General features: G+C 25.3%; 22 protein-coding genes, 1 tRNA gene and 1 pseudogene. 5 read left to right on the top strand and 19 right to left on the bottom strand.

The features are described 5' to 3' along the window. Positions 1 to 6: 6 nt before the first annotated feature. From D9V72_RS00595 to D9V72_RS00565, 7 genes and pseudogenes are all read right to left on the bottom strand, one after another. Positions 7 to 693 carry an electron transport complex subunit E gene (locus D9V72_RS00595; RefSeq protein WP_158354555.1) on the bottom strand — a complete coding sequence of 229 codons (687 nt, stop codon included), beginning with the start codon at positions 691 to 693 and terminating at the stop codon, positions 7 to 9. Beyond that, entirely contained in the window at positions 683 to 1,318 is a 636-nt protein-coding gene (rsxG, locus tag D9V72_RS00590; RefSeq protein ID WP_158354553.1) for an electron transport complex subunit RsxG, read from the bottom strand. The genes D9V72_RS00595 and rsxG overlap by 11 nt, the downstream gene beginning before the upstream one ends. Continuing rightward, positions 1,315 to 2,376, bottom strand: a complete 1,062-nt coding sequence (locus tag D9V72_RS00585) for an RnfABCDGE type electron transport complex subunit D (protein ID WP_158354551.1) — start codon at positions 2,374 to 2,376, stop codon at positions 1,315 to 1,317. The genes rsxG and D9V72_RS00585 overlap by 4 nt, the downstream gene beginning before the upstream one ends. Positions 2,377 to 2,426: 50 nt before the next feature. Further along, a pseudogene (gene rsxC, locus D9V72_RS00580) lies at positions 2,427 to 3,935 on the bottom strand (electron transport complex subunit RsxC); the annotation flags it as partial. 105 nt (positions 3,936 to 4,040) lie between these two features. Next, the gene (locus D9V72_RS00575) at positions 4,041 to 4,547 is read right to left on the bottom strand and encodes an RnfABCDGE type electron transport complex subunit B (protein WP_158355413.1); all 507 of its coding nucleotides are present in this window, start codon (positions 4,545 to 4,547) and stop codon (positions 4,041 to 4,043) included. 2 nt (positions 4,548 to 4,549) lie between these two features. Continuing rightward, entirely contained in the window at positions 4,550 to 5,131 is a 582-nt protein-coding gene (gene rsxA / locus D9V72_RS00570) for an electron transport complex subunit RsxA (protein ID WP_158354547.1), read from the bottom strand. A gap of 110 nt (positions 5,132 to 5,241) precedes the next feature. Then, positions 5,242 to 5,865 (bottom strand): riboflavin synthase subunit alpha, encoded by a 624-nt coding sequence (locus tag D9V72_RS00565; RefSeq protein WP_158354545.1) that lies wholly within the window; start codon positions 5,863 to 5,865, stop codon positions 5,242 to 5,244. A gap of 168 nt (positions 5,866 to 6,033) precedes the next feature. Between D9V72_RS00565 and D9V72_RS00560 the strand changes: the two genes are divergently transcribed. Then, positions 6,034 to 6,107: transfer RNA gene (locus tag D9V72_RS00560), tRNA-Val, on the top strand. Positions 6,108 to 6,139: 32 nt separating this feature from the next. Continuing rightward, positions 6,140 to 7,462, top strand: coding sequence for a tRNA lysidine(34) synthetase TilS (gene tilS / locus D9V72_RS00555; protein ID WP_158354543.1), 1,323 nt, complete (start codon positions 6,140 to 6,142; stop codon positions 7,460 to 7,462). Between the two features lie 49 nt (positions 7,463 to 7,511). Here tilS and metG read toward each other — a convergent pair whose 3' ends face one another. The 12 genes from metG to smrB form a co-directional block, all read right to left on the bottom strand. Further along, on the bottom strand, positions 7,512 to 9,158 hold the full coding sequence (gene metG, locus D9V72_RS00550; RefSeq protein ID WP_158354541.1) for a methionine--tRNA ligase: 1,647 nt from the start codon (positions 9,156 to 9,158) through the stop codon (positions 7,512 to 7,514). Between the two features lie 131 nt (positions 9,159 to 9,289). After that, positions 9,290 to 9,871 (bottom strand): dCTP deaminase, encoded by a 582-nt coding sequence (gene dcd / locus D9V72_RS00545; protein ID WP_158354539.1) that lies wholly within the window; start codon positions 9,869 to 9,871, stop codon positions 9,290 to 9,292. 205 nt (positions 9,872 to 10,076) lie between these two features. After that, positions 10,077 to 11,483 carry an NADP-dependent phosphogluconate dehydrogenase gene (gndA, locus tag D9V72_RS00540; RefSeq protein ID WP_158354537.1) on the bottom strand — a complete coding sequence of 469 codons (1,407 nt, stop codon included), beginning with the start codon at positions 11,481 to 11,483 and terminating at the stop codon, positions 10,077 to 10,079. 362 nt (positions 11,484 to 11,845) lie between these two features. Then, the gene (gene hisIE, locus D9V72_RS00535) at positions 11,846 to 12,478 is read right to left on the bottom strand and encodes a bifunctional phosphoribosyl-AMP cyclohydrolase/phosphoribosyl-ATP diphosphatase HisIE (protein WP_158354535.1); all 633 of its coding nucleotides are present in this window, start codon (positions 12,476 to 12,478) and stop codon (positions 11,846 to 11,848) included. Further along, entirely contained in the window at positions 12,472 to 13,248 is a 777-nt protein-coding gene (gene hisF / locus D9V72_RS00530; protein WP_158354533.1) for an imidazole glycerol phosphate synthase subunit HisF, read from the bottom strand. Before hisF ends, hisIE begins: the two co-directional genes overlap by 7 nt. Next, positions 13,227 to 13,964: a 1-(5-phosphoribosyl)-5-[(5-phosphoribosylamino)methylideneamino]imidazole-4-carboxamide isomerase gene (gene hisA, locus D9V72_RS00525; protein WP_158354530.1), complete on the bottom strand. Its 738-nt coding sequence runs from the start codon at positions 13,962 to 13,964 to the stop codon at positions 13,227 to 13,229. The genes hisF and hisA overlap by 22 nt, the downstream gene beginning before the upstream one ends. A 4-nt stretch (positions 13,965 to 13,968) precedes the next feature. Further along, positions 13,969 to 14,559 carry an imidazole glycerol phosphate synthase subunit HisH gene (hisH, locus tag D9V72_RS00520; RefSeq protein ID WP_158354527.1) on the bottom strand — a complete coding sequence of 197 codons (591 nt, stop codon included), beginning with the start codon at positions 14,557 to 14,559 and terminating at the stop codon, positions 13,969 to 13,971. Beyond that, on the bottom strand, positions 14,559 to 15,620 hold the full coding sequence (gene hisB / locus D9V72_RS00515) for a bifunctional histidinol-phosphatase/imidazoleglycerol-phosphate dehydratase HisB (RefSeq protein WP_158354525.1): 1,062 nt from the start codon (positions 15,618 to 15,620) through the stop codon (positions 14,559 to 14,561). Before hisB ends, hisH begins: the two co-directional genes overlap by 1 nt. A gap of 10 nt (positions 15,621 to 15,630) precedes the next feature. After that, entirely contained in the window at positions 15,631 to 16,716 is a 1,086-nt protein-coding gene (gene hisC / locus D9V72_RS00510; RefSeq protein WP_158354523.1) for a histidinol-phosphate transaminase, read from the bottom strand. Continuing rightward, positions 16,713 to 18,020, bottom strand: coding sequence for a histidinol dehydrogenase (gene hisD, locus D9V72_RS00505; protein ID WP_158354521.1), 1,308 nt, complete (start codon positions 18,018 to 18,020; stop codon positions 16,713 to 16,715). Before hisD ends, hisC begins: the two co-directional genes overlap by 4 nt. A gap of 8 nt (positions 18,021 to 18,028) precedes the next feature. Then, entirely contained in the window at positions 18,029 to 18,928 is a 900-nt protein-coding gene (gene hisG, locus D9V72_RS00500) for an ATP phosphoribosyltransferase (RefSeq protein WP_158354518.1), read from the bottom strand. A 429-nt stretch (positions 18,929 to 19,357) separates the two neighbouring features. Then, positions 19,358 to 19,891 carry an endonuclease SmrB gene (smrB, locus tag D9V72_RS00495; protein WP_158354516.1) on the bottom strand — a complete coding sequence of 178 codons (534 nt, stop codon included), beginning with the start codon at positions 19,889 to 19,891 and terminating at the stop codon, positions 19,358 to 19,360. Between the two features lie 285 nt (positions 19,892 to 20,176). Between smrB and aroC the strand changes: the two genes are divergently transcribed. From aroC to D9V72_RS00480, 3 genes are all read left to right on the top strand, one after another. Further along, positions 20,177 to 21,241 (top strand): chorismate synthase, encoded by a 1,065-nt coding sequence (gene aroC / locus D9V72_RS00490; protein WP_158354513.1) that lies wholly within the window; start codon positions 20,177 to 20,179, stop codon positions 21,239 to 21,241. Positions 21,242 to 22,015: 774 nt separating this feature from the next. Beyond that, a complete protein-coding gene (gene dapA, locus D9V72_RS00485) occupies positions 22,016 to 22,900 on the top strand; it encodes a 4-hydroxy-tetrahydrodipicolinate synthase (protein WP_158354511.1) in 885 nt (294 codons plus the stop codon). Beyond that, complete coding sequence (locus D9V72_RS00480) at positions 22,878 to 23,108, top strand: hypothetical protein (RefSeq protein WP_158354509.1); 231 nt, start codon at positions 22,878 to 22,880, stop codon at positions 23,106 to 23,108. Before dapA ends, D9V72_RS00480 begins: the two co-directional genes overlap by 23 nt. The last annotated feature ends 64 nt before the right edge of the window (positions 23,109 to 23,172 follow it).

The following is a 23,172-nucleotide window of genomic DNA, read 5'->3' as shown; positions in this document are numbered from 1 at the left end:
ATAATATTATTTTTTTATTTTATTAGTACATAAGCATTGTAAGGAATTTTTAATTACGTTTTTTTTAAAATACGAATCTATAAAATTTTTAATGGCAATTATAAAACCTAATATGAAAAAACCACCAGGTGGGAAAATAGCTAAAATTATCGTATGTTTTTTATCTAACAATGTAATAAAAATTGAACTATCTATGCTCGAAAAAAGCTTATTAACTCCAAAGAATAAAGTTCCATTACCCAATATTTCACGTATAGCGCCTATTATAAACATAGAAAAAGTTGAACCTAAACCTATAAAAATACCATCAAAAAAAGATTCTAATATAGATTTTTTATAAGCTATGAGATCTGCTCGTCCTAGAATAATACAGTTAGTAACTATTAATGGAATAAAAATTCCTAAAGATTGATATAAATTAAATTCATACGCATGAATCAACATTTCTATAGATGTGACAACAGAAGAAATAATTACCATATAAATTGGAATTCTTAAATCTTGAGGTATAAGTTTTTTAAGAATAGAAACAATCGTATTTGTAAAAGTTAATACTAAAGTAGTTGTTACACCTAATCCTATAGCATTGACAGCATTAGTTGTCATTGCCAAAACTGGACATAATCCTAATAATTGGACTAAAGAAGAGTTTTTTTTCCATAATCTATTATATAAAAAATATTTAATATTCATAAACATCCCCATCTAATAAATTAAATTTTGATGGTATATTTTTAATAAAAACAACTGTTTTTTTAACAGCATTTGTTACTGATTGTGGCGTTATTGTAGCTCCTGTAAATTGTTCAATTTTTCCTCCATATTTTCGCAAAGTAAAATCTTTATCTTTAATAGAAGATACATGCATACCACTAAATTTACTAATCCAGTCAGAAACAGATAATTCAATTTTATCTCCAATTCCAGGTGTTTCCTTATGAGATAAAACTCTCACCCCAATAATTTTTCCATTAAAATATGCTGCAACCAACATATAAATAGAACCAGAATATCCATCAGGTGCTGTAGTTTCAACAATAGCTGCTTCAGGCGTTTTATTTTTTTTAAATAATATCCATAAATTATGAGTTTTATCATCTCCTAAAAATTTATTTTTAATTTTATAGTTTTTTTTTTCGAACGTGTTATATATATTACAAGGAATAACCTCTTCTAATATTTTTTTTTTTTCTTTTTCTTTTTGACAAATAATTTTATTTTTTGTTATATTATTTATTAGTATTGTCCCGAATATAAATACGGTTGAAAAGATACTCATTAAAAAACCGTTTTTTAATATTTCCTTAAAACTTTTCATATCTTATTATGACCATATCCAGAAGTTTTTGTACAATAATCTATTAATGGAACTGTCATATTTGCAAATAAGACAGAAAAAGCAATTGCATCAGGATAATCACTATAATTACGGATGATCCAAACTAAGGTGCCAACAATAATACCAAAAACTATTTTTCCTATATTAGTACAAGAAGTAGTCACTGGATCTGTAGCAATAAAAAATGCACATATCATAGTTCCCCCGGAAAAAAAATGAACTAATGGAGACATAAATAATGCTTCTGAATAAAAATAAGTTGTTATTGACAAAATACCTAATGAAGTTAAAAAACTTATTGGAATACGCCAACAAATAATTCCTGCAAACAATAAAAAAATACCACCTAAAAAAAAACTTATGTTTATATACTTCCAACTAGATTGAATAGAAATGTTTTTATTTTTTAAAATATGCTTTTTTGATAAAAAATCATCTTTCAAATGTGACGTGATCTTGAAATTGTTTAAGGGAGTGGCTTCTGTAAAAGCATCAGGAATAACATTTAAATTAACATTATTAATGCTATTATTGTTATCAATAGGATCTATGTAATCTTTTAAAAAAATAATATATGCAGATTGTTTCAATTCATTTAAAAAAGAAATAGAAAAATCTCTTTTATGCCAATTGTTCATATGAATGGGAAAAGATACTAATAATACTACATATCCAACCATAGCTGGATTAAATATATTTTGACCAAGACCACCATATAAATGTTTTGTCACAATAACAGAAAAAAATAAGCCAATAATTATCATCCACCAAGGGAGTAGAGAAGGAACACTAACTCCAAATAACACTGAAGTTAAAACTACAGAATTATCTTTCACATTAATTCGATTTTTTTTTAAACGTATTTTTGAAATAGTAATTTCTAAGAACAAAGCAATTAATATAGAAAATAAAATTTGTATTAAAACACCGCCACCAAAAAAGTAGAATTTAGCAAAAATACCCGGCAAACAAGCTAAAATAACTAAAAACATTATTTTTCTAACACTATAAAAATTATATATATAAGTAAAGTTCATTTTTCTTCTTAGATGATTTGTTATCAAAAAAAATATGTTTATATAAGACTCTATTTTTTAGATTGCATACGTTTTATTGCATCTTGAACTCTTCTTTTTCGTATACTTTTTTCTATATCATGAACATTTTCATTTGTTTTGTTTATTGGAAATAAATTAGTATTTTTAATAAAAGTAAAATTTTTATCATTCATATTGATCATTCTTTTCACATCTAATAGTCGTTCCTTTCTTTTTTTAAAACGAATTAATGATATTTTCTTACGATTATTTTCTAATTTAATTTTTTTTAAAACAATTTTTTCTTTTTTAAAATATTTTACTAATGGAATATAACTAGGACATACTTTTTCACATGCTTTACATTCAATACAATCTAAAACATAGTATTTTTTTGTTTGCTCATGATTCTTTTTTTTACTATACAAATAAATTTGCTGGGGAAGCAAATTTACCGGACATACATGTGAGCAATAACTACATCGAATACAATTTTGTTCAATGATATTCTTATATTTTTCTTCTTTAAATTTAATTGAAACACAATTTGTTTTTTTTAATACAGAATAATTTATATCACTAATCTTTTTCCCCATAAATGGACCACCTAAATATATAGATTGAATAAAATATTTATTGAATTTTTTATTAGTTAAAAAATATTTTATTGGCGTCCCAATTCTAACCCAAAAATTACCAGATAAAAAATTTTTATCATTTAAAAAAGTTACAATACGTGCGGTTAATGGTTCTCCATCAATAATTGCTCTTTTCATAGAAAATATTGTAGCAACATTAAAAATAAGATATCCTATATCTATAGAGTGTTTATCATCAGGTATTTCTTTTCCTGTTAAAGATTTAACAAGTACCTTGCTACTGCCTCCAGGATATTTTTTTTTAATAATACAAATTTTAAATAATGATTCATTTTTAATTGAACTATAAATTTTTGAAATTAATTTCGCATTATTCTCTTGAATAGCAATCAAAACTATTTTAATTTTGATAATCCAACAAATAATCTTGCATCCTATTAAAATTTCATCAATATAATTATACATCAAAGATTTATCTGATGTTATATAAGGTTCGCTTTCTACAGCATTTACAATCAAAGTATGCACTTTATTAGTACTTAACATTAATTTTTTTGCAGAAGAAAATTGACCTCCTCCAAGACCAACAATACCTGATTGATGAATGATTTTAATTAGTTTTTCAGGAGTATGCTTTGTATAATTCTTAATAGGATGTAATCTAATCCATTTGTCTCGATAATCAGAAGAAACTACAATTTTTATGTTTTTTTTAACAGGATCAGAATCAAAATAAATATTCTCTATAAAACCTGAAGTGGGTGCATGAATAGGAACATTACAATCATCACTAAAAATTAGAGGTTGTCCACGTAACACTTGTTGATTTATTTTAACACGTAATTTTTTATTACCAAAATCATCTTTTATGAAAATAAAAAATTTATCAGGAAGAGGTAAAGATTTTAACAATAAATCATTAGATTCGTTTTTTTCTGATAAATATTTCAAACCACCCTTGAAATCATATTTTTTTTTATATTAAAAATAGAAAAAATTATTTTTTTCCATAAAATTAAGGGAGAAAAATTTTTAAAAAATTTTTTTATTGTTAGCAAGTTTATATTATTCATATATCTCTTTTTTTATTTTAATACAATCAGTAGGACAATGTAATACACAAATATTACAACCAGTACAAAATCTTTCTAACACTGTATGTATAAAATTGGGTGCACCAACTATTGCATCTACTGGACAAAAAGTCGCACATTTTGAACATCCAACACAGTTTTTTTCATCAATCCATACAACATTATGTTTTAGTTTTTTCCTTTTATTTTTAATAACTAAATTTTCTTCAGATTCTTCTATATTCAATACATGAGCTATTTCTAATATAAGATCAGAACCTCCAGGAGTACATTTATCAATTTTTTCAGAGTTTTCCACAATTGCTTCAGCGTAAGGATAACACCCCGAATATCCACATTGAGCACATTGACTTTGAGGTAATAATTTATTTACTATTTCTATAGCAGGATCTTTTTTAAACTGAAACTTATATGCAGTAAAACTTAATATAATTCCTAATAGAAAAGATAATGTACCAAAAATACAAAGTATCAGTATCATCAAAATTTTATTAAACCTTTAAAACCCATAAATGTAATAGATATTAAACCGACAGTGATTAAAATAATTGGAGCACCTTGAAATGGCAAAGGAATATCAGATGATATTATACGTTCACGAATGCAAGAAAAAATAATCATTACTAAAGTAAATCCTAATGATGCACTTATTCCATAGAATATACATTCTAAAAATGTATGATTTAAATACAAACTAAATAATGGAATAGCTAAAACCGCACAATTAGTTGTAATTAACGGAAGAAAAATTCCAAGTACACGATATAAAATAGGGCTGGTATTACGTAGAACTATTTCTAAAAATTGAACGCTACATGAAATAATTAACATATAAGCTATAATTCTTAAATAAACTAAATCGAGAGGCAATAAAACAAAAAAATTTACACACCATAATAATACTGATGATATAAGAACAACAAAAGTAGTTGCAAAACTCATGCCACAAGCAGTTTCAATTTTACTTGAAGCGCCTAAAAAAGGACATAAACCAAGAAATTTTACTAGAATAAAATTTTCAATTAATATGTTAGAAACAAAAAATAAAATATAATGTTTCATTTGCAATTCCTGTAATTAAACACATTGACTGTGCTCTTAATCATTCAATAATTTTATATTGTATGTATATATTAAAAATAAAAATTTTATATGATTTTATTTAAATAAAATTATAAACTATGTTTGATATATTTATTAATTAAACGTTCTGTTGTATCTACAATTGTTTGAGTATAAAAATCAATTTCAATGTTCATTAAAGCACCATTTTTTTTATCTTTTATAGTAGTAGACAAAAAAGTGTGAGGTATAATATTCACACAAAATTCATTTGTAATAATATCTCCAATAGTTAGACTAATTCCATCAATACAAATAAATCCTTTATAAAAAATATATTTCATTAATGATTTATTTCTTACTTTTAACCATATAACACAATTATTATCTGATTTTAATATTTTAGAAATATTAGCCGTGCTCATAATATGACCAGATATTATATGACCACCAATTTCATCGCCATATTTTGCTGATCTTTCGATATTAACATCATCTCCAACATCTAGTATTCCTAAATTAGTAGTTTTTAAAGTTTCTTCTATAACATCACATGTTATATAAGAATTATCAATGAACTTTACGGTTAAACAGCATCCATTATGTGATACTGAATCACCTAATTTTAAATTTTTAGACAAAATAGATGGCATTTTAACGGTATAAATATATTTTTTCTTTTTCTTTTCTATAGAAACAACTGTAGCAATTCCATTTACGATACCTGTGAACATAATATTTCCTTAAAATAATATTTTTTAATTTATTTTATACATATTACTTATATAAAAAATAAAATATTTTTTATAAATGTCTAATCTTTTATAAAAAGTATTTGTATATTATGTTAATAGTAATATATAATTCAAATTTTAAGAATATTGAAAAATTTTTTAATATTTACGTTCGTAGCTCAATTGGTTAGAGCGCTACCATGACATGGTAGAAGTTGGTGGTTCAAGTCCACTCGAACGTATTAAAAAATATAAAATTATAGGTAATTTTTATTTGATTGAACAAAATATTAAAAAATATAAAAATAAATCGTTTTTAATAGCTTATAGTGGCGGATTAGATTCTACAGTTTTACTCTATCAGTTACTAGAAATAAAACAAAAACACCACATAAAAATACGTGCTATTCATATTAATCATAATCTTACTTCAATTTCAAAAAAATGGACAGAACATTGTAAAAAAATTTGTAATATAAATTTTATACCCTTAATTATTGAAAGTATTAATATTAAAAAAAATACAAAAAATATTGAAGAAACATTAAGAATAAAACGATATAACATAATATATAATCATTTACTTCCTAACGAAATACTACTCACTGGTCATCATATGAATGATCAATGTGAAACGTTTATGTTATCTTTAAAAAGAGGGAGCGGACCTACTGGACTTTCTGGTATGTCTTTTGAGACTTTATTCGGAACCAAAAAAATAGTTCGACCCTTTCTAAAAAAAACAAAAAAAGAACTTAAACTATGGGCAATAAAAAAAAATTTACAATGGATTGAAGATTTTAGTAATTTAAACATTGATTATGATCGTAATTTTATACGAAAAAAGATTATTCCTATACTAGAAAAAAGATGGCCCTATTTTTTAAAAAATTGTTTTCGTACAACAAATATATGTCAAAAAGAAACGATTTTGCTAAATTACTTTCTTCATAAAAAAATTCATCATTTTATACAATATGATGACTCTTTAAATATTGAAAAATTTAAAGATATGAAAAAAGAAATGTGTACAGCACTAATTAGATATTGGCTTTCATTAAAAAAAATAAAAATTCCCTCTTACAAAAACATTCAATGTATTTACGATCAAATAGTTTTCAGTCGAATAGATGCGAATCCTAAAATGATCTTAGAAAAATATGAAATAAGACGTTATAAAAAATCATTGCACTTTATAAAAACACAACCCGACATTAAAAATATTTTATTATTCTGGCATAGAAAAAACGAAAAACTAATACTACCAAATAATTTAGGATATTTAATAAAAAACAATAATGGTATGACGCTTCCAGCACCTGATAATAATGAACTAGTTAATATTCGTTTTCAATATGAAGGAAACATACTAATTTTAGGTAGAAATAAAAAAAGAAAAATAAAAAAAATTTGGCAAGAAAAAAATATTTTTCCTTGGTTAAGAAATCAAATTCCGCTTTTATTTTATAATAACAATTTGATTAGCGCTCTAGGACTGTTTGTTATTAACAGAAAAAATCAATATAAAAATACTTGGACAGTATCTTGGAAAAGCGATTTGGAATCAAATCATAATAATTTTTTTCCATTTTATTAGTTATTTCATTGAAAATAATTTCTTATATATTGTCAAAATAAACTTATTTTCATCTAGAAAAATCAATTAATTCGAGAATTTTTTTAAGACTAATTCTAGTGTATAATGGTAGAAATTTATTTATTTGGTGAGATAATAATGGTTTTTTGATACTATTCCAAGTCAATTTTGAAATTAAAAAAGATTCTGTTTTAATTGCTAAATCAGGCATGATTGGTTTTAAAAAAATCATAACAATTCTAAATAAATTAATACCCATTGTGCAAATTTTTTGTAATTCTAGAATGTTTTTTTCTGTTCTTTCAATATTCCATGGTTCTTTTTCATTAATATATTGATTAGCTATATCTAGCAATCTCATAGACTCTCTTACAACACAACTAAATTCACGATTTTCTAGAAAATTTTCAATGTTGCTACTAAAATCAACAAAATATTTATATAATTTAATATCACTTAATGCACTAGATAGATATCCATCAAAATATTTATTAATAAAACTAGCATTTCTTGATGCTAAATTAACTAATTTATTAACAATATCATTATTTATTTTATGAACAAAATCCTCTAAATTAATTTCAATATCATGAATTTTATTAGATAACTTACTTGCATAATAATAACGTAAACTATCTGAATCAAAACATTTAATCCAATCTCTAGCTTTGATTAAAGCACCTCGTGATTTTGATAGTTTTAGTCCATTCATAGTAAGATAACCATGAACAAAAATTCTACTAGGTTTTCGAAAGGAAATAGCTTCCAATATTGCAGGCCAAAATAAAGTATGAAAATAAATAATATCTTTACCAATAAAATGGTATAATTCATAATTAGATTTTTCGTTCCAAAGTTCATTAAAATTTAACTCTTTCTTTTTAAAACAAAGATTTTTAAACGTGCTGATATAACCAATAGGAGCGTCAAGCCAAACATAAAAATATTTTTTAGGATATTTTGGAATTTTAAATCCAAAATAAGGTGCATCTCGAGAAATACACCATGCTTTTAAACCTGATTTAAACCATTCTTCTGTTTTCTTAATCACTGAATTATTTTCCAAAACACCCGAATGTATCCAATTTTGCAACATTTTACTAAAATAAGGCAAATCAAAATATAAATGTTTTGTATTTTTTAAAATAGGTTTTTTACCTGAAATAACAGATATTGGATCAATTAAATCTGTAGCTTCATAAGTCGCACTACATATTTCACAATTATCACCATATTGATTTTTTGATTTACAAATGGGACATATACCTTTTATAAAACGATCTGGAAGAAAAATTTTTTTTACATCATCATATAATTGAGAAATATTTTTTTCTTTAATGAAACCTTTTTCATTCAAAGATCTAAAAACTTTTCTTAATAAATATAAATTTTCTAAACTATGAGTTGAATAATAATTATCATGTGAAATATTAAAATTTAAAAAATCTATTTGATGTTCTTTTCTCATATTTTTAATTAATTGATTTGAAGATATCCCTAAATCTTCAGATTTTAACATTATAGCAGTACCGTGAGCATCATCAGAAGAAACAAACCATACTTCATGACCACGCATTCTATGATAACGCACCCATATATCTGCTTGAATATGTTCTAACATATGACCAATATGAATAGAACCATTTGAGTAAGGTAAAGCACAGGTAACTAAAATTTTTCTAAGTACACTTGACATAATATTATATTTATTTAAAATAAAAAATGATATAGAAAATAGAATTAATCATAAACTATTATTTATGAAAATGGTTTTTATTAATAAGAAAATTAAAAAATTAAAATATAAAAGATATTTTTTTCAAAAATCTATTCCTCATAAATACGGCTCGGCACTACTCCATTTTGAATTTTATATTTGGCTTCTTGTCTTAAATGATAAGGACGTAAAACTGATTGAGATAAAACTTCAAAACTCAGTGCTGCAATCTTCATTTTGGGATGTAATACTAAAGTTAATTTTCCTGCATTAAACATTTCTAAAACAATGTTACCCTTCCATCCTGGATCAATACGATGTGCAGTAGCATGAATCATTAATCCTAGACGAGCTAAAGAAGAACGTCCATCTAACCAACCAACTAAATTATTTGGAATTTTAATATTTTCAAAAGTAGACGATAAAATCAAACTACCTGGCTGTAAAAAACATGGTTTTTCTTTAGAAAAAATTATTTCATTACTCATAATTCCTGCTAATTCTGATGTTCTATTTATTTTAGAACTACTTAAATCAACACAAGATCTAGTATGTTCATAAAAAAAACGAAATTTATTACTAAGATGTATATCAACCGTGATTCCATTAATTAACTTTTTTTCAGGATAAGGTTCTATAATTAATTCTTTTCTTTCTAACCATTCTTCAATATCTTTATCACATAAACGCATTTTTATTCCTATAATATAATTTACATGTCTTAATATCGTATGTTATAAAATAAATACAAAATATATTTTTAAGAAATAGATAGGTTCTTATAGCAGAGATACTATTTAACATCTTCTGCTATTATAATTTTAACCATAAGATATAGTAATCATATTAAGGAATATGATTTTTATATATAAATATTGAATATAATAACATTATTTTTTATTCAGACCAATTTGTATGAAAGTAACCAGGCTTATCTATTCTTTGATAAGTGTGTGAACCAAAATAATCTCTTTGAGCCTGAACAAGATTAGCTGGTGAATGTAATGTTCTATAACTGTCATAATAAGATATTGCTGTAGAAAAAGTTGGTACAGAAATACCACATTTTATCGCACAAGTAACAACACTGCGTAATGATTTTTCATATTCATTAGCTATTTTTGAAAAGTAAGGTGTTAACAATAAATTAATTATACTTCCATTTTGAGAATATTCTTCTGTTATTTTTTCTAAAAAATTTGCTCGTATAATGCATCCAGATCTAAAAATTTTAGCAATTTCTCCATATTGCAAATTCCAATTATATTTTTCTGAAGCTCTTTTAAGTTGAGAAAAACCTTGAGCATAAGAAATTATTTTTCCTAAATACAAAGCTTGTCTCACTTCTTCGATAAAACTGCTTTTGTTTTTAATAGATATTTTTGTATTAGGTCCTTTTAATATTTTTGATGCAATCATACGTTGTTTTTTCAAAGAAGATAAATAACGTGAGAAAACAGATGCAGTAATTAATGAAAGAGGTTCACGAATCTCTAAAGCATTTTTACTAATCCACTTACCTGTTCCTTTATCTTCTGCTAGATCTAAAATACAATCTATTAAATATTTACCATCTTTATCTTTTTTAATAAAAATATTTTTTGTTATTTCAATTAAATAACTATTTAATTCACCTTTATTCCATTCAGAAAATGTAAATGATAATTCTTTATTACTCATATTTAATAAATTTTTTAATAAAAAATATGATTCTGATATTAATTGCATATCACCATATTCAATACCATTGTGCACCATTTTCACATAATGACCTGCACCATTCGGACCAATATAACTCACACATGACTCACCTTTGAATTTTGCAGATATTTTTTCTAACATAGGTTGTATGAGTTTATATGCTTCTTTTTGCCCTCCTGGCATAATAGATGGACCATTTAATGCTCCTAATTCGCCTCCAGATACTCCCATACCAATAAAATTAATGCCATACTTAGACAGTTCTTTACTTCTTCGAATAGTGTCTTTATAAAAAGTATTGCCAGCATCAATTAATATGTCTTCTTTTTCTAAATGAGGAACAATCAGATTAATAGTTTCATCAGTAGCTTTTCCGGATTGAACCATTAATAAAATACATCTAGGTTTTATAAGTGAATCGATAAAATCTTTAATAGAAAAATATGGAAAAATATTTTTCTTTTCATTTTTCTTAATTATTTCTTCTGTTATTGAACTTGTCCTATTAAATATAGATACACTATAATTTTTACTTTCAATATTTAAAGCTAAATTGCGACCCATTACTGCCATTCCTACAACCCCAATTTGTTGTTGTGACATTTTTTTTCTCCAATTAAAATATGCTGAAAAATATTTAATAATTATCTTTAAGATAATTAAATTTTATTTCAATTCTTACACAATAAATGATATTACAAAATTTTTCAATTTTCCATTGATCTAAAACAAAATATTAAAAAAGCATTGCTATTAGTTTAAAATATAGAAAAAAATTATATTGACTTTTGATTTTTAAATAAAAAAAAGATTTACTTTTATTAAAAATAATTAATAATTTTTTTAAATAGAGATTTTACGTATAATCATAGACATATATATATGTTTTATATTATTGGAATTTATTTTGACATTGAAAAATACAAGTGTATTATATTATTTTTTAAGATTATATAATTGATTTTCTAAGAATTAGTAGTCGATTTTTCTTTTCTTCTTTTTTTTAAATTGTCAAAAACTAAACTTAAATTTAAACCCTGATCATGTAATAATATAATTAAATGATAAATAAGATCTGAAGATTCATTGATTAGTTCTTTTGAATCTTTCTTCATAGCTGCTATTATTGTTTCTATAGCTTCTTCTCCTACTTTTTGTGCTATACGACTTGTACCTGATTTGTACAAACTAGATGTATACGAATTAGATGAAAATTTATTTTTTTTATCTTCTATAATTTCTTCTAATTTTAATAAAAAATTTAGATTATATTTTTTTAAAACAAAACAACTTGTATTACCTAAATGACATGTTTTTCCTTGAGGTTTAACTAAAATCAATAATGTATCATGATCGCAATCCGTGCTGATTTCAATTACTTTTAAATAATTTCCTGATGTTTCTCCTTTAGTCCATAAACAATTCTTAGTACGAGAATAAAATGTCACTAAACCATCTCTTTGAGTCTTCAATAAAGCTTTTTTATTCATATATCCATGCATTAAAATCTTGTTTGAAGAATAATCTTGTATGATTGTGGGAATCATACCATTAGTTTTTTCCCAGTTAAGTTTTAATAGATCATTTTGATTTAACATACTCTAATCTCTATCCCTTGTTTAACTAAAAAATTTTTTAAAGTTGTTATATCTACTTTATTTGTATGAAAAACAGATGCTGCTAATACTCCGTCCACATTAGAATAATGCAGTGCCTCATAAAAATGATTCATATTTCCTGCACCACCTGATGCAATTAAGGGAACTTTACATATTTTTCTTATTTCACTTAGATGTAACAGATCATATCCTTGTTGTAATCCATCTCGATTCATCATATTTAAGACGATTTCACCAGCACCTTTTTCTTGAACTTTTTTTACCCAGTCAGATGTTTTCCAACAAGTTTGATAAGTTTTTCTAAAATCTCCTGTATATTGTTGTACCATGTAAGATTTTTTAACTTTATCAAAAAAAGAATCAATTCCAACCACCATACACTGCACACCAAAACGTTCTGAAATTTTGGTAATCAAATTAGAATCTATTAATGCTGAAGAATTAATTGATATTTTATCTGCACCACTAGACAAAATTCTCCTTGCATCTTCTACACTTTTAATGCCTCCGGCAACACAAAATGGAATATTTATTACTTCAGCAATCTTTTCTATCCAATTCTTATCGACTAATTTATTTTTTGTTGCAGCAGTGATATCATAAAATACTAATTCATCTATCCCTTCTTTAGCATAACGTTCAGCTAATGGTACAATATTGCCTACAATTTTATGATTTTGAAATTTAATTCCTTTCACCACTACGCCGTTATTAACATCAAGACATGCTATGATTCGTTTTGCCAGCATTTAAAAGCCTCTTCTATCGTAAATTTTTTTTCTAACAAACTGCGACCAATAATAACGCTTTTAATTCCAGTTTTCTTTAAAGAAACAATATCTTGCAATGTTGCAATTCCTCCAGATGCTTGAAAATTTATATTTCTAAAAGAATTAGTGATTTCTTTGTATAAATTAAAATTTGGTCCTAATAGTGTTCCGTCTTTAGATATATCTGTACATAGTACATGTTTTAATCCACTTGGTAAGAAGTATTCAATAATTTCTTCAAGAATGAAATTAGTTCTTTTTTGCCAACCATCAATGTATATTTCTTTTTTATTATTGTTAATTTTTACGTCTAGTGCTAGAACAATGGATTCTGAACCATACATTTTTAACCATTTTTTTACTTTATTTTTATTGTTTATTACAGAAGAACCAATTACTACTCTTTTAACTCCTAAATCAAGAAGCGTATTAATATCCTTTGTCGTTCTTATTCCCCCACCTATTTGTATAGAAACGGTGCTATTAGATAGTATCTTCTCAAATAATTCTACTTGCCTATTTTCACTATTTTTTGCTCCATTTAAATCTACTAAGTGAATAATTTTAATTCCTTTTGATTTATATTCTTTTAGATAAAAAGGCAAATTTATATCATAATTTTTTTTATTTAAATAATCACCTTGATATAAACGTACTGCTCTACCATCAATTAAGTCAAATGCAGGAATAATCATTAAATTACATCTCCAAAAAATTTTTTAATAATTGAGAACCTATATTCCCAGATTTTTCTGGATGAAATTGCACACCAAAAAAATTATTTTTTTGTATAACTGAACTAAAATTAATCCCATAATTAGTTGTAGATAATGTGTATTTATTAATAGGAACTATATAACTATGCACAAAATAAAATCTTGAATTATTTGGTATTTTTTTAAACAAAGCATGTTCTTTTTGAAATGTGATTTGATTCCATCCAATATGAGGTAAGGGTAAATGAGTAGTTCTTAAACGTAATACAGAAGATTTAATGATACCTAGTGTTTTTACACCATTACATTCTTCACTAAAATCACAAAAAAGTTGCATTCCAAGACATATTCCTAATATTGGTTGTTTAAATTTTTGAATAATATTAATTATATTTTTTTCAGATAAAAGTTTCATTACTGCAGAAGCTGTTCCTACTCCTGGTAAAAAAATTTTTTCAGATTCTGAAATTATAGATTCATTAGAAGTTATTATAGAATCGTAACCTAAGTTTTTAACAGCTACTTTTATTGATTTTAAATTAGCACAACCTGTATCTACTATTACTATATTCATTATAAAATCCCTTTTGAAGTTGGCAGTATATTTCCTTCAATCTTAATAGCTTGACGTAATGCTCTTCCAAAAACTTTAAATAAACTTTCAACACAATGATGATCATTTTTTCCTTCAGCATACAAATGCAACGTAATCTTCATAGAATAGCAAAGAGAATAAAAAAAATGTTCGACCATATTAGTGCTAAGATCACCAACCATTTTGTGATTAAAATTCGCTTTAAAATTTAAATATGGACGATTTGATATATCGATAATGCAATTAGATTTACTTTCATCCATAGGTAAGTAAAAACCAAATCTACATAAACCATTTTTTTTTCCCAAAGCTTCTAACAATGCTTCTCCTAATACAATACCTGTATCTTCTATTGTATGATGATCATCAATATGAAGATCACCTTGCGTAGAAATATTCATACAAATTCCACTGTGAATTGCTAATTGTTCTAACATATGATCAAAAAACTTTACACCAGTATTTATTTCACTTACTTCTTCCAAATCTAACCAAACTTTAACACATACTGTAGTTTCTTTTGTTTTTCTAAAAACTTTAGAATATCTGTTATGTTTTATAATGTATTTTTCAATATCTATCCAATTAAATATATTTTCTTTATAATGAATACCCTGTATTTGAAGATTTTTTGATAATTCCATATCTGTCTTTCGATCACCAATAACATAGCTTCTTTTTTGATCTATTTTATTTAACCATGGTTCTATCATTCCTATTTTAGGTTTACGACATACACAATTATCATTCAAAAAATGAGGGCAAATTAAAACATCATCAAATGTTACTCCTTCTGAACGAAAAATGTTCAACATAAAAAAATGAGGTTCATTAAAGTTTTGTAAAGGAAAATTTTTAGTACCAAGACCATCTTGGTTAGTAACCATAATTAATTTATAGCCCATTCCTATTAATTTACGTAATGAAGAAATTACATTTTTTTTAAAAACTAATTTATCTATTGAATCAACTTGATAAGTATGAATTGGTTCGTTAATTAACGTACCATCTCGATCAATAAACAATATTTTATTTTTCACTGACACCACCTCAAAACATGTTCTGTTCAGAAAAAATTTTAAGCTCTTGAATTAATCGTAAAGATTCTAAATATGTCCCTATTGAAATTCTTATGCATTTTTTTAAATTAATTTTTTCATTTTGATTTCTTAAAATTATGCCTTTATCCCATAAAGTTAAAAAAACTTTTTTAAACATAAAAAACTTTACTAATAAATAGTTTGCATGACTTTCAAATACTTTTTCCACACAAGAACAATTTTTTAATTGATTAATCAACCAAATGCGATTATTATTTAAATCCAACACTCTTTTCTGCATTAATTTAATATAATATGCTTCTAAAGATTGAATTGCTATATCGGAAACAGGTACAGATATTGGATAAGGACTAATAACTTTTTTCAAAATTTGTATGATTTCTTGTTTTGCTAAAGTAAAACCACATCTTATCCCAGCTAAAGCAAAAGCTTTAGATAATGTTCGTAGAATAACTAAATTAGGATATTCTTTTAGATAACTCGTCATACTTTCTTGTGGCGAAAATTCAATATAGGCTTCATCTATGACAACTAAAGACTGACCTAAAGTAATATTTAGTAAAGAAATAAGGTCTTGTTTTAAAAGAATATTACCGGTTGGATTATTAGGATTGCAAATATAAACTAATTTTACTCTACTTAAATTTAATTTAATATTTAATAAATCTAATTGCCAAGTATTTTTAATGGTGGGGATTTCTTTTATTTCTACACCAGCTATTTTTGCGTTTACTCGATACATATCATAAGTAGGGGGACAATAAATTATTGCATCTTTCCCGGGTTCACAAAAAGCTTTAATTAGTAACTCAATTCCTTCATCAGCTCCTCTTGTAACTAAAATTTGATTACAAGATAAATCAACATAATTAGCATAAGACAGTATTAAATTGTTTGGTTGACATTCTGGATAACGATTAAATGTTTTTTTTTTAGATTGAAAAGAAACAGATATAGGTGACTCATTAGCATTTAATAATATATTTCCATGTTCTCCTCCAATACGTCTAGCAGATTGATAAGGTATTAAGTTTTGTATATTATTTCTAGCTAATTTCAAAATATTTTCTGTCATATTTTTCCCTTTAAAAAATCTACTCGAATTTTCACAGCATTCCTATGTGCTTCCAAATTTTCTGCAGAAGATAGAATTTCAAGAGTACTAGATAATTTTACTAATCCTTGAGATGTTAATTCTTGAACTAATACACGTTTTTGAAAATCAGACAATCCTAAAGAAGAATTGACAACAGATCGTCCATATGTTGGTAAAACATGATTTGTTCCAGATGCATAATCACCTGCAGATTCGGGTGACCACAAACCTAAAAAAATAGAACTAGCATTAGAGATATACTGAAGTACTTCCCTAGGTGATTTTGTTTGAATAATTAAATGTTCAGGTGCATACATATTAGCTATTTTAATACATTCTGATAAATCCTTAGTAAGGATAACTCTACTATTTTTTAATGCGATTAAAATTTCTGATAATCTAGACAACTGTTTTAATTGTTTATTTAGAGACTGAATTACGTTTTGTGCTAATTCAATACATGGTGTTAGAAAAATAACTTGAGAAGACATACCATGTTCAGCTTGAGATAACAGATCTGCAGCAATAAAATCTGGGTTAGCACTATAATCAGCAATAATTAATAATTCCGAAGGTCCTGCTAACATATCTATTGCAGTCGCGTTACAAATAGAACTAACTTGTAATTTTGCTTCTGTAACATAAGCGTTACCTGGACCAAAAATCTTATCTACTTTAGGAATACTTTGAGTCCCTAGTGAAAGAGCTGCTATAGCTTGAGCCCCACCAACCTGAAAAATATTTTTAATTCCACACACATGCGCTGTATAAAGAATTTCATTACTAATTGGAGGGGGAGAACAAAGAGCAACTTCTTTGCAACCAGCAATTTTAGCAGGTATGGCTAACATTAATACAGTAGAAAATAAAGGTGCTGTTCCACCCGGAATATAAATTCCTATAGAATTTAATGGTAGACTAATTTGCTGACAACGAACTCCAATTTCTGTTTCCACATCTATTTTTGATGAAATCTGAGCTTTATGAAAAAAAGTGATGTTTTTTTTGGCAATTGCAATAGATTTTTTTAAAACTTTACTTAAGTAAAACGAAGCTGAAAAAATTTTTTTTTCTGGAATTTGAAATGTATTTATCTCTTGTTTATCAAATAAAAAAGTATATTTTTTTAATGCTTTATCCCCTAAAATTTTAACCTCTTCTATAATTTCTTTAACAGTTTTTTTAATAGTATTACTTTCGTTTAAAAAAGGTCTTAATAATATCTGTTCTTGTTCATCAACATTTAATTTATTCCAATAAATTATATTTTCAAAATCTCTCATTGTAGTTTTTACTCCATCATTTTTTCAATCGGCAAAACTAAAATTGAACTAGCTCCCAATGATTTTAATTTTTCCATTGTTTCCCAAAATAATGTTTCACTACTTACCATATGCATTGCTACTCGTTCATCATCCCCTGCTAATTTTAAAATTGTTGGTTTTTCTGCTCCATGTAGTAAAGATACTACTGCTTCTAATTTATTTATAGGTGCATGTAACATAATATATTTAGATTCCCGAGCTTTAATTACACCTTTAATACGAGTCATTAATTTATTAACAACTTCTTTTTTTCTAGAATGAATTTCTCCAGTCTTGCAAATAAGACATGCGTGGGAGTAATATACTACTTGTACTTCACGCAAACCATTAGCTTCTAATGTTGCTCCTGTAGAAACTAAATCACAAATAGCATCTGCTAAACCAGCTCTAGGTGCCACTTCTACTGATCCATTTAACATACATGATTTAAATGAAATATTTTTTTTATCTAAATATTTTTTCAATAAATGAGGATATGAAGTAGCTATTCTGATATTTTTAAAACATGTTATATCAGAATATATCATGTTTACTGGCACTGCTAAAGATAATCTACATACCCCAAAATCAAGTCGTCTTAAAGTAATATAAGAACACTCTAGTTTTTGCGATGTTCGTTTCAATAACTCTTCTTGAAGTACGTTTTCTCCCACTATACCTAGATCAACAACACCATCCATTACTAATCCAGGAATATCATCATCACGAACTAACATAACATCAATAGGCATATTTTCAGCAAAAGCTATCAATTTTTGTTGTTTTAAATTAATTTTAATACCACAACACGTTAACAATCTTATAGAATCATTGCTCAAACGACCAGTTTTTTGCATCGCTATACGTAAACGATTATTGTCAAACATATTTAAAATCCCTTAAAATTATTTTACATTAAACAAAAAAATTTAAATAATTTAACGTGTGTAAAAATAAAAAAACCCAAAAAAAAAAGGGTTTTAAAAAATGTTTTCTATAATACTAAGAGAACTTAATAATTAAATGATTTGCGAAACGTGCATGATATTATTGTAAAAATGAAGTATAATAAAAAACAATATTGATAATAATTTAGTTTCAAAAAATTTTATTAAAATATCTTTTCGATGTAAAAAACTAATAATATTTTGATTGAATTTTAAAAAAACTTTTTTTATGTACGTGAAAAAATGTATTTAATAAAATATAAAATAATTAATTTCAAATTAAAAAATTTTAATTTTATTAAAAAATTCTATTTCACATTTTTAATATAAAATTATTTAATTTAGTAGTTAAAGATATTTATATTTTTTTTAAGAATTCACTTCAATTATAACTATGATTGCAGCATCGCTTCCAAAAAATTTAGGAGCTTCATGAAAAGCTATGATATCTGGATGTTGAGACAGCCAAAAAGGTGTTTGCTTTTTTAGAATATGTTTACCATGTCCACACATAATGTGAGCACAAAACATTTTTTCTTTTTGACATGTTGTAATTAATTCACCTAATGCTTGTTGTGCTTGATATTGGGTCAAACCATGTAAATCAAGAAAAATATCTGGATCATATTTTCCCTTTTGTATATTTTTTAATATACTATATAGACTCTGATGACGTATATAAGAAACAGGATTATCTTTAAACAAATTTTTTTTATTTCTATAAGAAAAATAATGACTATGAGCATTTTGTTCAAAAAAAACACGCTGAGATACTACATTAGCATTATTTTTTTTATGAACTCGAGAATGAAAGATAGTATCTTGTACTATCTCGCGAGTACCATTTAACCATTTACGAAATAAAATGTTTGAATTAATAGTATGTCGGCTATTTTTATTCATAATTATTTATTACCAATAATATTCATCAATTAAAAATTTTAAATATATAATTTTTTTACAATTTTTATAGTTTTTTACGTCTTTTTACTAATTATATAATTTAGTTTTTATAAAAACAACAAATAAAAAATATTATTAGAAACTATACAAAAAATAAATTATCTTAATGAGTCATATTTTTTATTACATATATAATTTTAATTTTTTTGAAAAATAAAAAACCATTTTTTTTATTTATTCTGTATAGTTATATTATTTCGTTTTAATAATTATAGAAGAATAAAAATGTCTGGAAATACAATTGGTAAAATATTTTGTGTTACTACTTTTGGTGAATCACATGGGGAAGCATTGGGATGTATAGTTGATGGAACACCACCAGGTCTCGAATTGTCTTGTGAAGATTTACAATACGATTTAAATCGAAGACGACCAGGTACATCTCGTTACACCACTCCACGCTCTGAACCAGATAAAATTCATATACTTTCTGGAATATTTAATGGCTTTACAACCGGTACTAGCATTGGCTTGCTCATTTACAACAGTGATCAACGATCTAAAGATTATAGTGATATAAAAAATCTATTCCGACCAGGACATGCTGACTATACTTATGAAAAAAAATATGGAATAAGAGATTATCGCGGTGGAGGAAGATCTTCTGCTCGTGAGACTACTATGCGCGTTGCAGCAGGTGCTATTGCAAAAAAATATCTTAAAAACAAATATGGAATAACTGTACGAGCTTATTTGTCAGCAATGGGAAATATTAAATGTCCTTTTAAATCTTGGGATGAAGTAGAAAAAAACCCTTTTTTCTGTTCTGATAATCAAAAAATTTTAGAGCTTGAAACCTTAATTAAGCATTTAAAAAAAATAGGTGATTCTATTGGAGCTGAAATAACAATTATTGCTGAAAATGTCCCTGTAGGATTTGGAGAACCAGTTTTTGATCGTCTTGATGCTGACTTAGCACATGCCTTAATGAGTATCAATGCAGTTAAAGGTATAGAAATTGGAGATGGATTTTCAGTTGTAAGCCAAAAGGGGAGCGAACATCGTGATGAAATAACACCAAAAGGATTTTTAACTAATCATTCTGGTGGCATTTTAGGTGGTATCAGTAATGGAGAGAAAATTGTATTAAAAGTAGCCTTTAAACCTACATCAAGTATTCGAAAAATAGGAAATACAATTAATCAAAAAAAAGAGAAAGTTACAATAATTACTAAAGGGCGACATGATCCATGTGTAGGATTACGGGCTGTTCCAATAACTGAAGCAATGGTAGCTATTATACTAATGGATCATTTATTAAGATTTCGCGCACAATGTAGTAAAGAATAATTTTTTTTAGTATATTTTAATGCTACTAAATGAAAATTTATTTAGTAGCATATTTATATCAAGTATAATTAATATTTTTAAAAATTAATATCGTTATATTTTTTACTTTAAATAAAATAAGATTTTTTTATAAAAATCATTATATTTGAACTTATAAAAAATTTAATTATATAATATAACTAACTAAAAAATTAAAGTTAAATTACTTTTTCAGAAATTAATATTGTTTATTAATATAAGAATTAATCAGTAAGACTTATATATTTTTATATTTAAAAAATTCAATATTGTCTAGTATATTAAAATCTTGTATTATGCAAAACCGAAATTGTAAATTAACAATAAAAACATTGATTTCTATGCTAAAACAATTTTTTAAATTTGCTATTTTTCTACTTTAACTAGATAAAATATGTTCTATATCATCATGTTAAAAAAATTGTTTTAATAATATAAAATACTATTAATATAGTATGAAAATTATAATATCTATTTTTTACATAAAAAAATATATTACTAAAATGAATATATTTTATTTTAAAAAAACTAACAAATACTTACTTGATAAGTAAAAACATTAAATGTCAATTAATATAAAAAATATTTTTTATCATTTTAAATAATTAATGCTTTATATATAAATTATATTATGCAACATTTTTATATTTTAAAAAATATATTTTTTAAAAAATTATACTTATAATTTCTACATAATTTATTTTTAAATGTGTCAAACATCCCATAAAATATCTTTTATGGAGGAGGACCAGACTAATGTTTAAAGGAAGTATTGTTGCACTAATTACACCCATGGATGAAAAAGGTCAGATTTGTCGTTCTAGTTTAGAACGATTGATTAATTATCATATTATTAATAAAACTAAAGCGATTGTGTCTGTTGGAACTACCGGAGAATCTGCAACACTTAGTCAAGAAGAACATGTACATGTTGTTATGTTGACTTTAGAATTAGCAGATAAACGTATTCCCATTATTGCAGGGACTGGAGCAAATGCTACGACAGAAGCTATATCTTTGACTAAACGATTTGAAAAATCTGGTATTGCAGGTTGTTTAACTGTGACGCCATATTATAATCGACCTACTCAAGAAGGATTATATCAACATTTTAAAGCTATTGCAGAAAATACTGAATTACCACAAATTTTATATAATGTTCCTAGTCGTACAGGATGTGATTTACTTCCCGAAACAGTTGCTAAGTTAGCTCAATTTAAAAATATAATAGGAATTAAAGAAGCAACTGGAGATTTATCAAGAATCAACAAAATCAAAGAACTCGTTAAAAGTGATTTTTTGTTAATTAGTGGAGATGATGGAACGGCTTTAGATTTCATGCAATTAGGCGGACAAGGTGTAATATCAGTTACAGCAAACATTGCTGCAAAAGAAATGATGCAAATTTGTTCATACGCATTAAAAGGGGATTTTATTAAGGCTAGGTCCATAAATAAACGTTTAGTTTTATTGCATGAAGCATTGTTTATAGAACCTAATCCTATTCCTATAAAATGGTTAGCTAAAAAAGTAGGATTAATAAAAAATGACACACTTCGTTTACCTATGACTCCCATTTTGGATTCTACACGTTTGCAACTTGAAAAAGCAATTCAATATGCTAATCTTAAAATATTATAGAAAATTTTTTAAAAAAATAATAATATTTCAAATATTAAATGTATTTTTAATAACATCTTGTACATTTAAAGATTTAAAAAAAAATCAATTTAAAAAACTAATTATTCCAGAAGGGATCAGCATTCCTAAAAAAAAAGAAGAATATAGTATTCCTTATACAGATAAAGATTTAGAAAAAGAAAACTATGATATATTTCCTCCTATATAAAATATATAATCTTTTAAAAAACAATAGTAGGATTTAAAAAAATTTTTAAATTAAATGTGTATCT

Origin of the sequence: Buchnera aphidicola (Macrosiphum gaurae), from assembly GCF_005080965.1 — a bacterium.
GTDB lineage: Bacteria > Pseudomonadota > Gammaproteobacteria > Enterobacterales > Enterobacteriaceae > Buchnera > Buchnera aphidicola_S.
This window is presented reverse-complemented; position numbering and strand designations above follow the sequence as displayed.

What these genes read in the sequence shown, in the direction of transcription:
- hisG (WP_158354518.1), bottom strand. Translation starts at nt 18,928, where the DNA reads ATGTTTGACAATAATCGTTTACGTATAGCGATGCAAAAAACTGGTCGT.
- D9V72_RS00585 (WP_158354551.1), bottom strand. Translation starts at nt 2,376, where the DNA reads ATGAACTTTACTTATATATATAATTTTTATAGTGTTAGAAAAATAATG.
- D9V72_RS00480 (WP_158354509.1), top strand. Translation starts at nt 22,878, where the DNA reads ATGCTAATCTTAAAATATTATAGAAAATTTTTTAAAAAAATAATAATA.
- metG (WP_158354541.1), bottom strand. Translation starts at nt 9,158, where the DNA reads ATGTCAAGTGTACTTAGAAAAATTTTAGTTACCTGTGCTTTACCTTAC.
- rsxA (WP_158354547.1), bottom strand. Translation starts at nt 5,131, where the DNA reads ATGAAACATTATATTTTATTTTTTGTTTCTAACATATTAATTGAAAAT.
- hisH (WP_158354527.1), bottom strand. Translation starts at nt 14,559, where the DNA reads ATGAATATAGTAATAGTAGATACAGGTTGTGCTAATTTAAAATCAATA.
- hisC (WP_158354523.1), bottom strand. Translation starts at nt 16,716, where the DNA reads ATGACAGAAAATATTTTGAAATTAGCTAGAAATAATATACAAAACTTA.
- smrB (WP_158354516.1), bottom strand. Translation starts at nt 19,891, where the DNA reads ATGAATAAAAATAGCCGACATACTATTAATTCAAACATTTTATTTCGT.
- D9V72_RS00595 (WP_158354555.1), bottom strand. Translation starts at nt 693, where the DNA reads ATGAATATTAAATATTTTTTATATAATAGATTATGGAAAAAAAACTCT.
- rsxG (WP_158354553.1), bottom strand. Translation starts at nt 1,318, where the DNA reads ATGAAAAGTTTTAAGGAAATATTAAAAAACGGTTTTTTAATGAGTATC.
- hisF (WP_158354533.1), bottom strand. Translation starts at nt 13,248, where the DNA reads ATGCTGGCAAAACGAATCATAGCATGTCTTGATGTTAATAACGGCGTA.
- dcd (WP_158354539.1), bottom strand. Translation starts at nt 9,871, where the DNA reads ATGCGTTTATGTGATAAAGATATTGAAGAATGGTTAGAAAGAAAAGAA.
- hisIE (WP_158354535.1), bottom strand. Translation starts at nt 12,478, where the DNA reads ATGTTAAATCAAAATGATCTATTAAAACTTAACTGGGAAAAAACTAAT.
- D9V72_RS00565 (WP_158354545.1), bottom strand. Translation starts at nt 5,865, where the DNA reads ATGTTCACAGGTATCGTAAATGGAATTGCTACAGTTGTTTCTATAGAA.
- dapA (WP_158354511.1), top strand. Translation starts at nt 22,016, where the DNA reads ATGTTTAAAGGAAGTATTGTTGCACTAATTACACCCATGGATGAAAAA.
- gndA (WP_158354537.1), bottom strand. Translation starts at nt 11,483, where the DNA reads ATGTCACAACAACAAATTGGGGTTGTAGGAATGGCAGTAATGGGTCGC.
- hisD (WP_158354521.1), bottom strand. Translation starts at nt 18,020, where the DNA reads ATGAGAGATTTTGAAAATATAATTTATTGGAATAAATTAAATGTTGAT.
- hisA (WP_158354530.1), bottom strand. Translation starts at nt 13,964, where the DNA reads ATGATTATTCCTGCATTTGACTTAATTGATGGTAGAGCAGTACGTTTA.
- aroC (WP_158354513.1), top strand. Translation starts at nt 20,177, where the DNA reads ATGTCTGGAAATACAATTGGTAAAATATTTTGTGTTACTACTTTTGGT.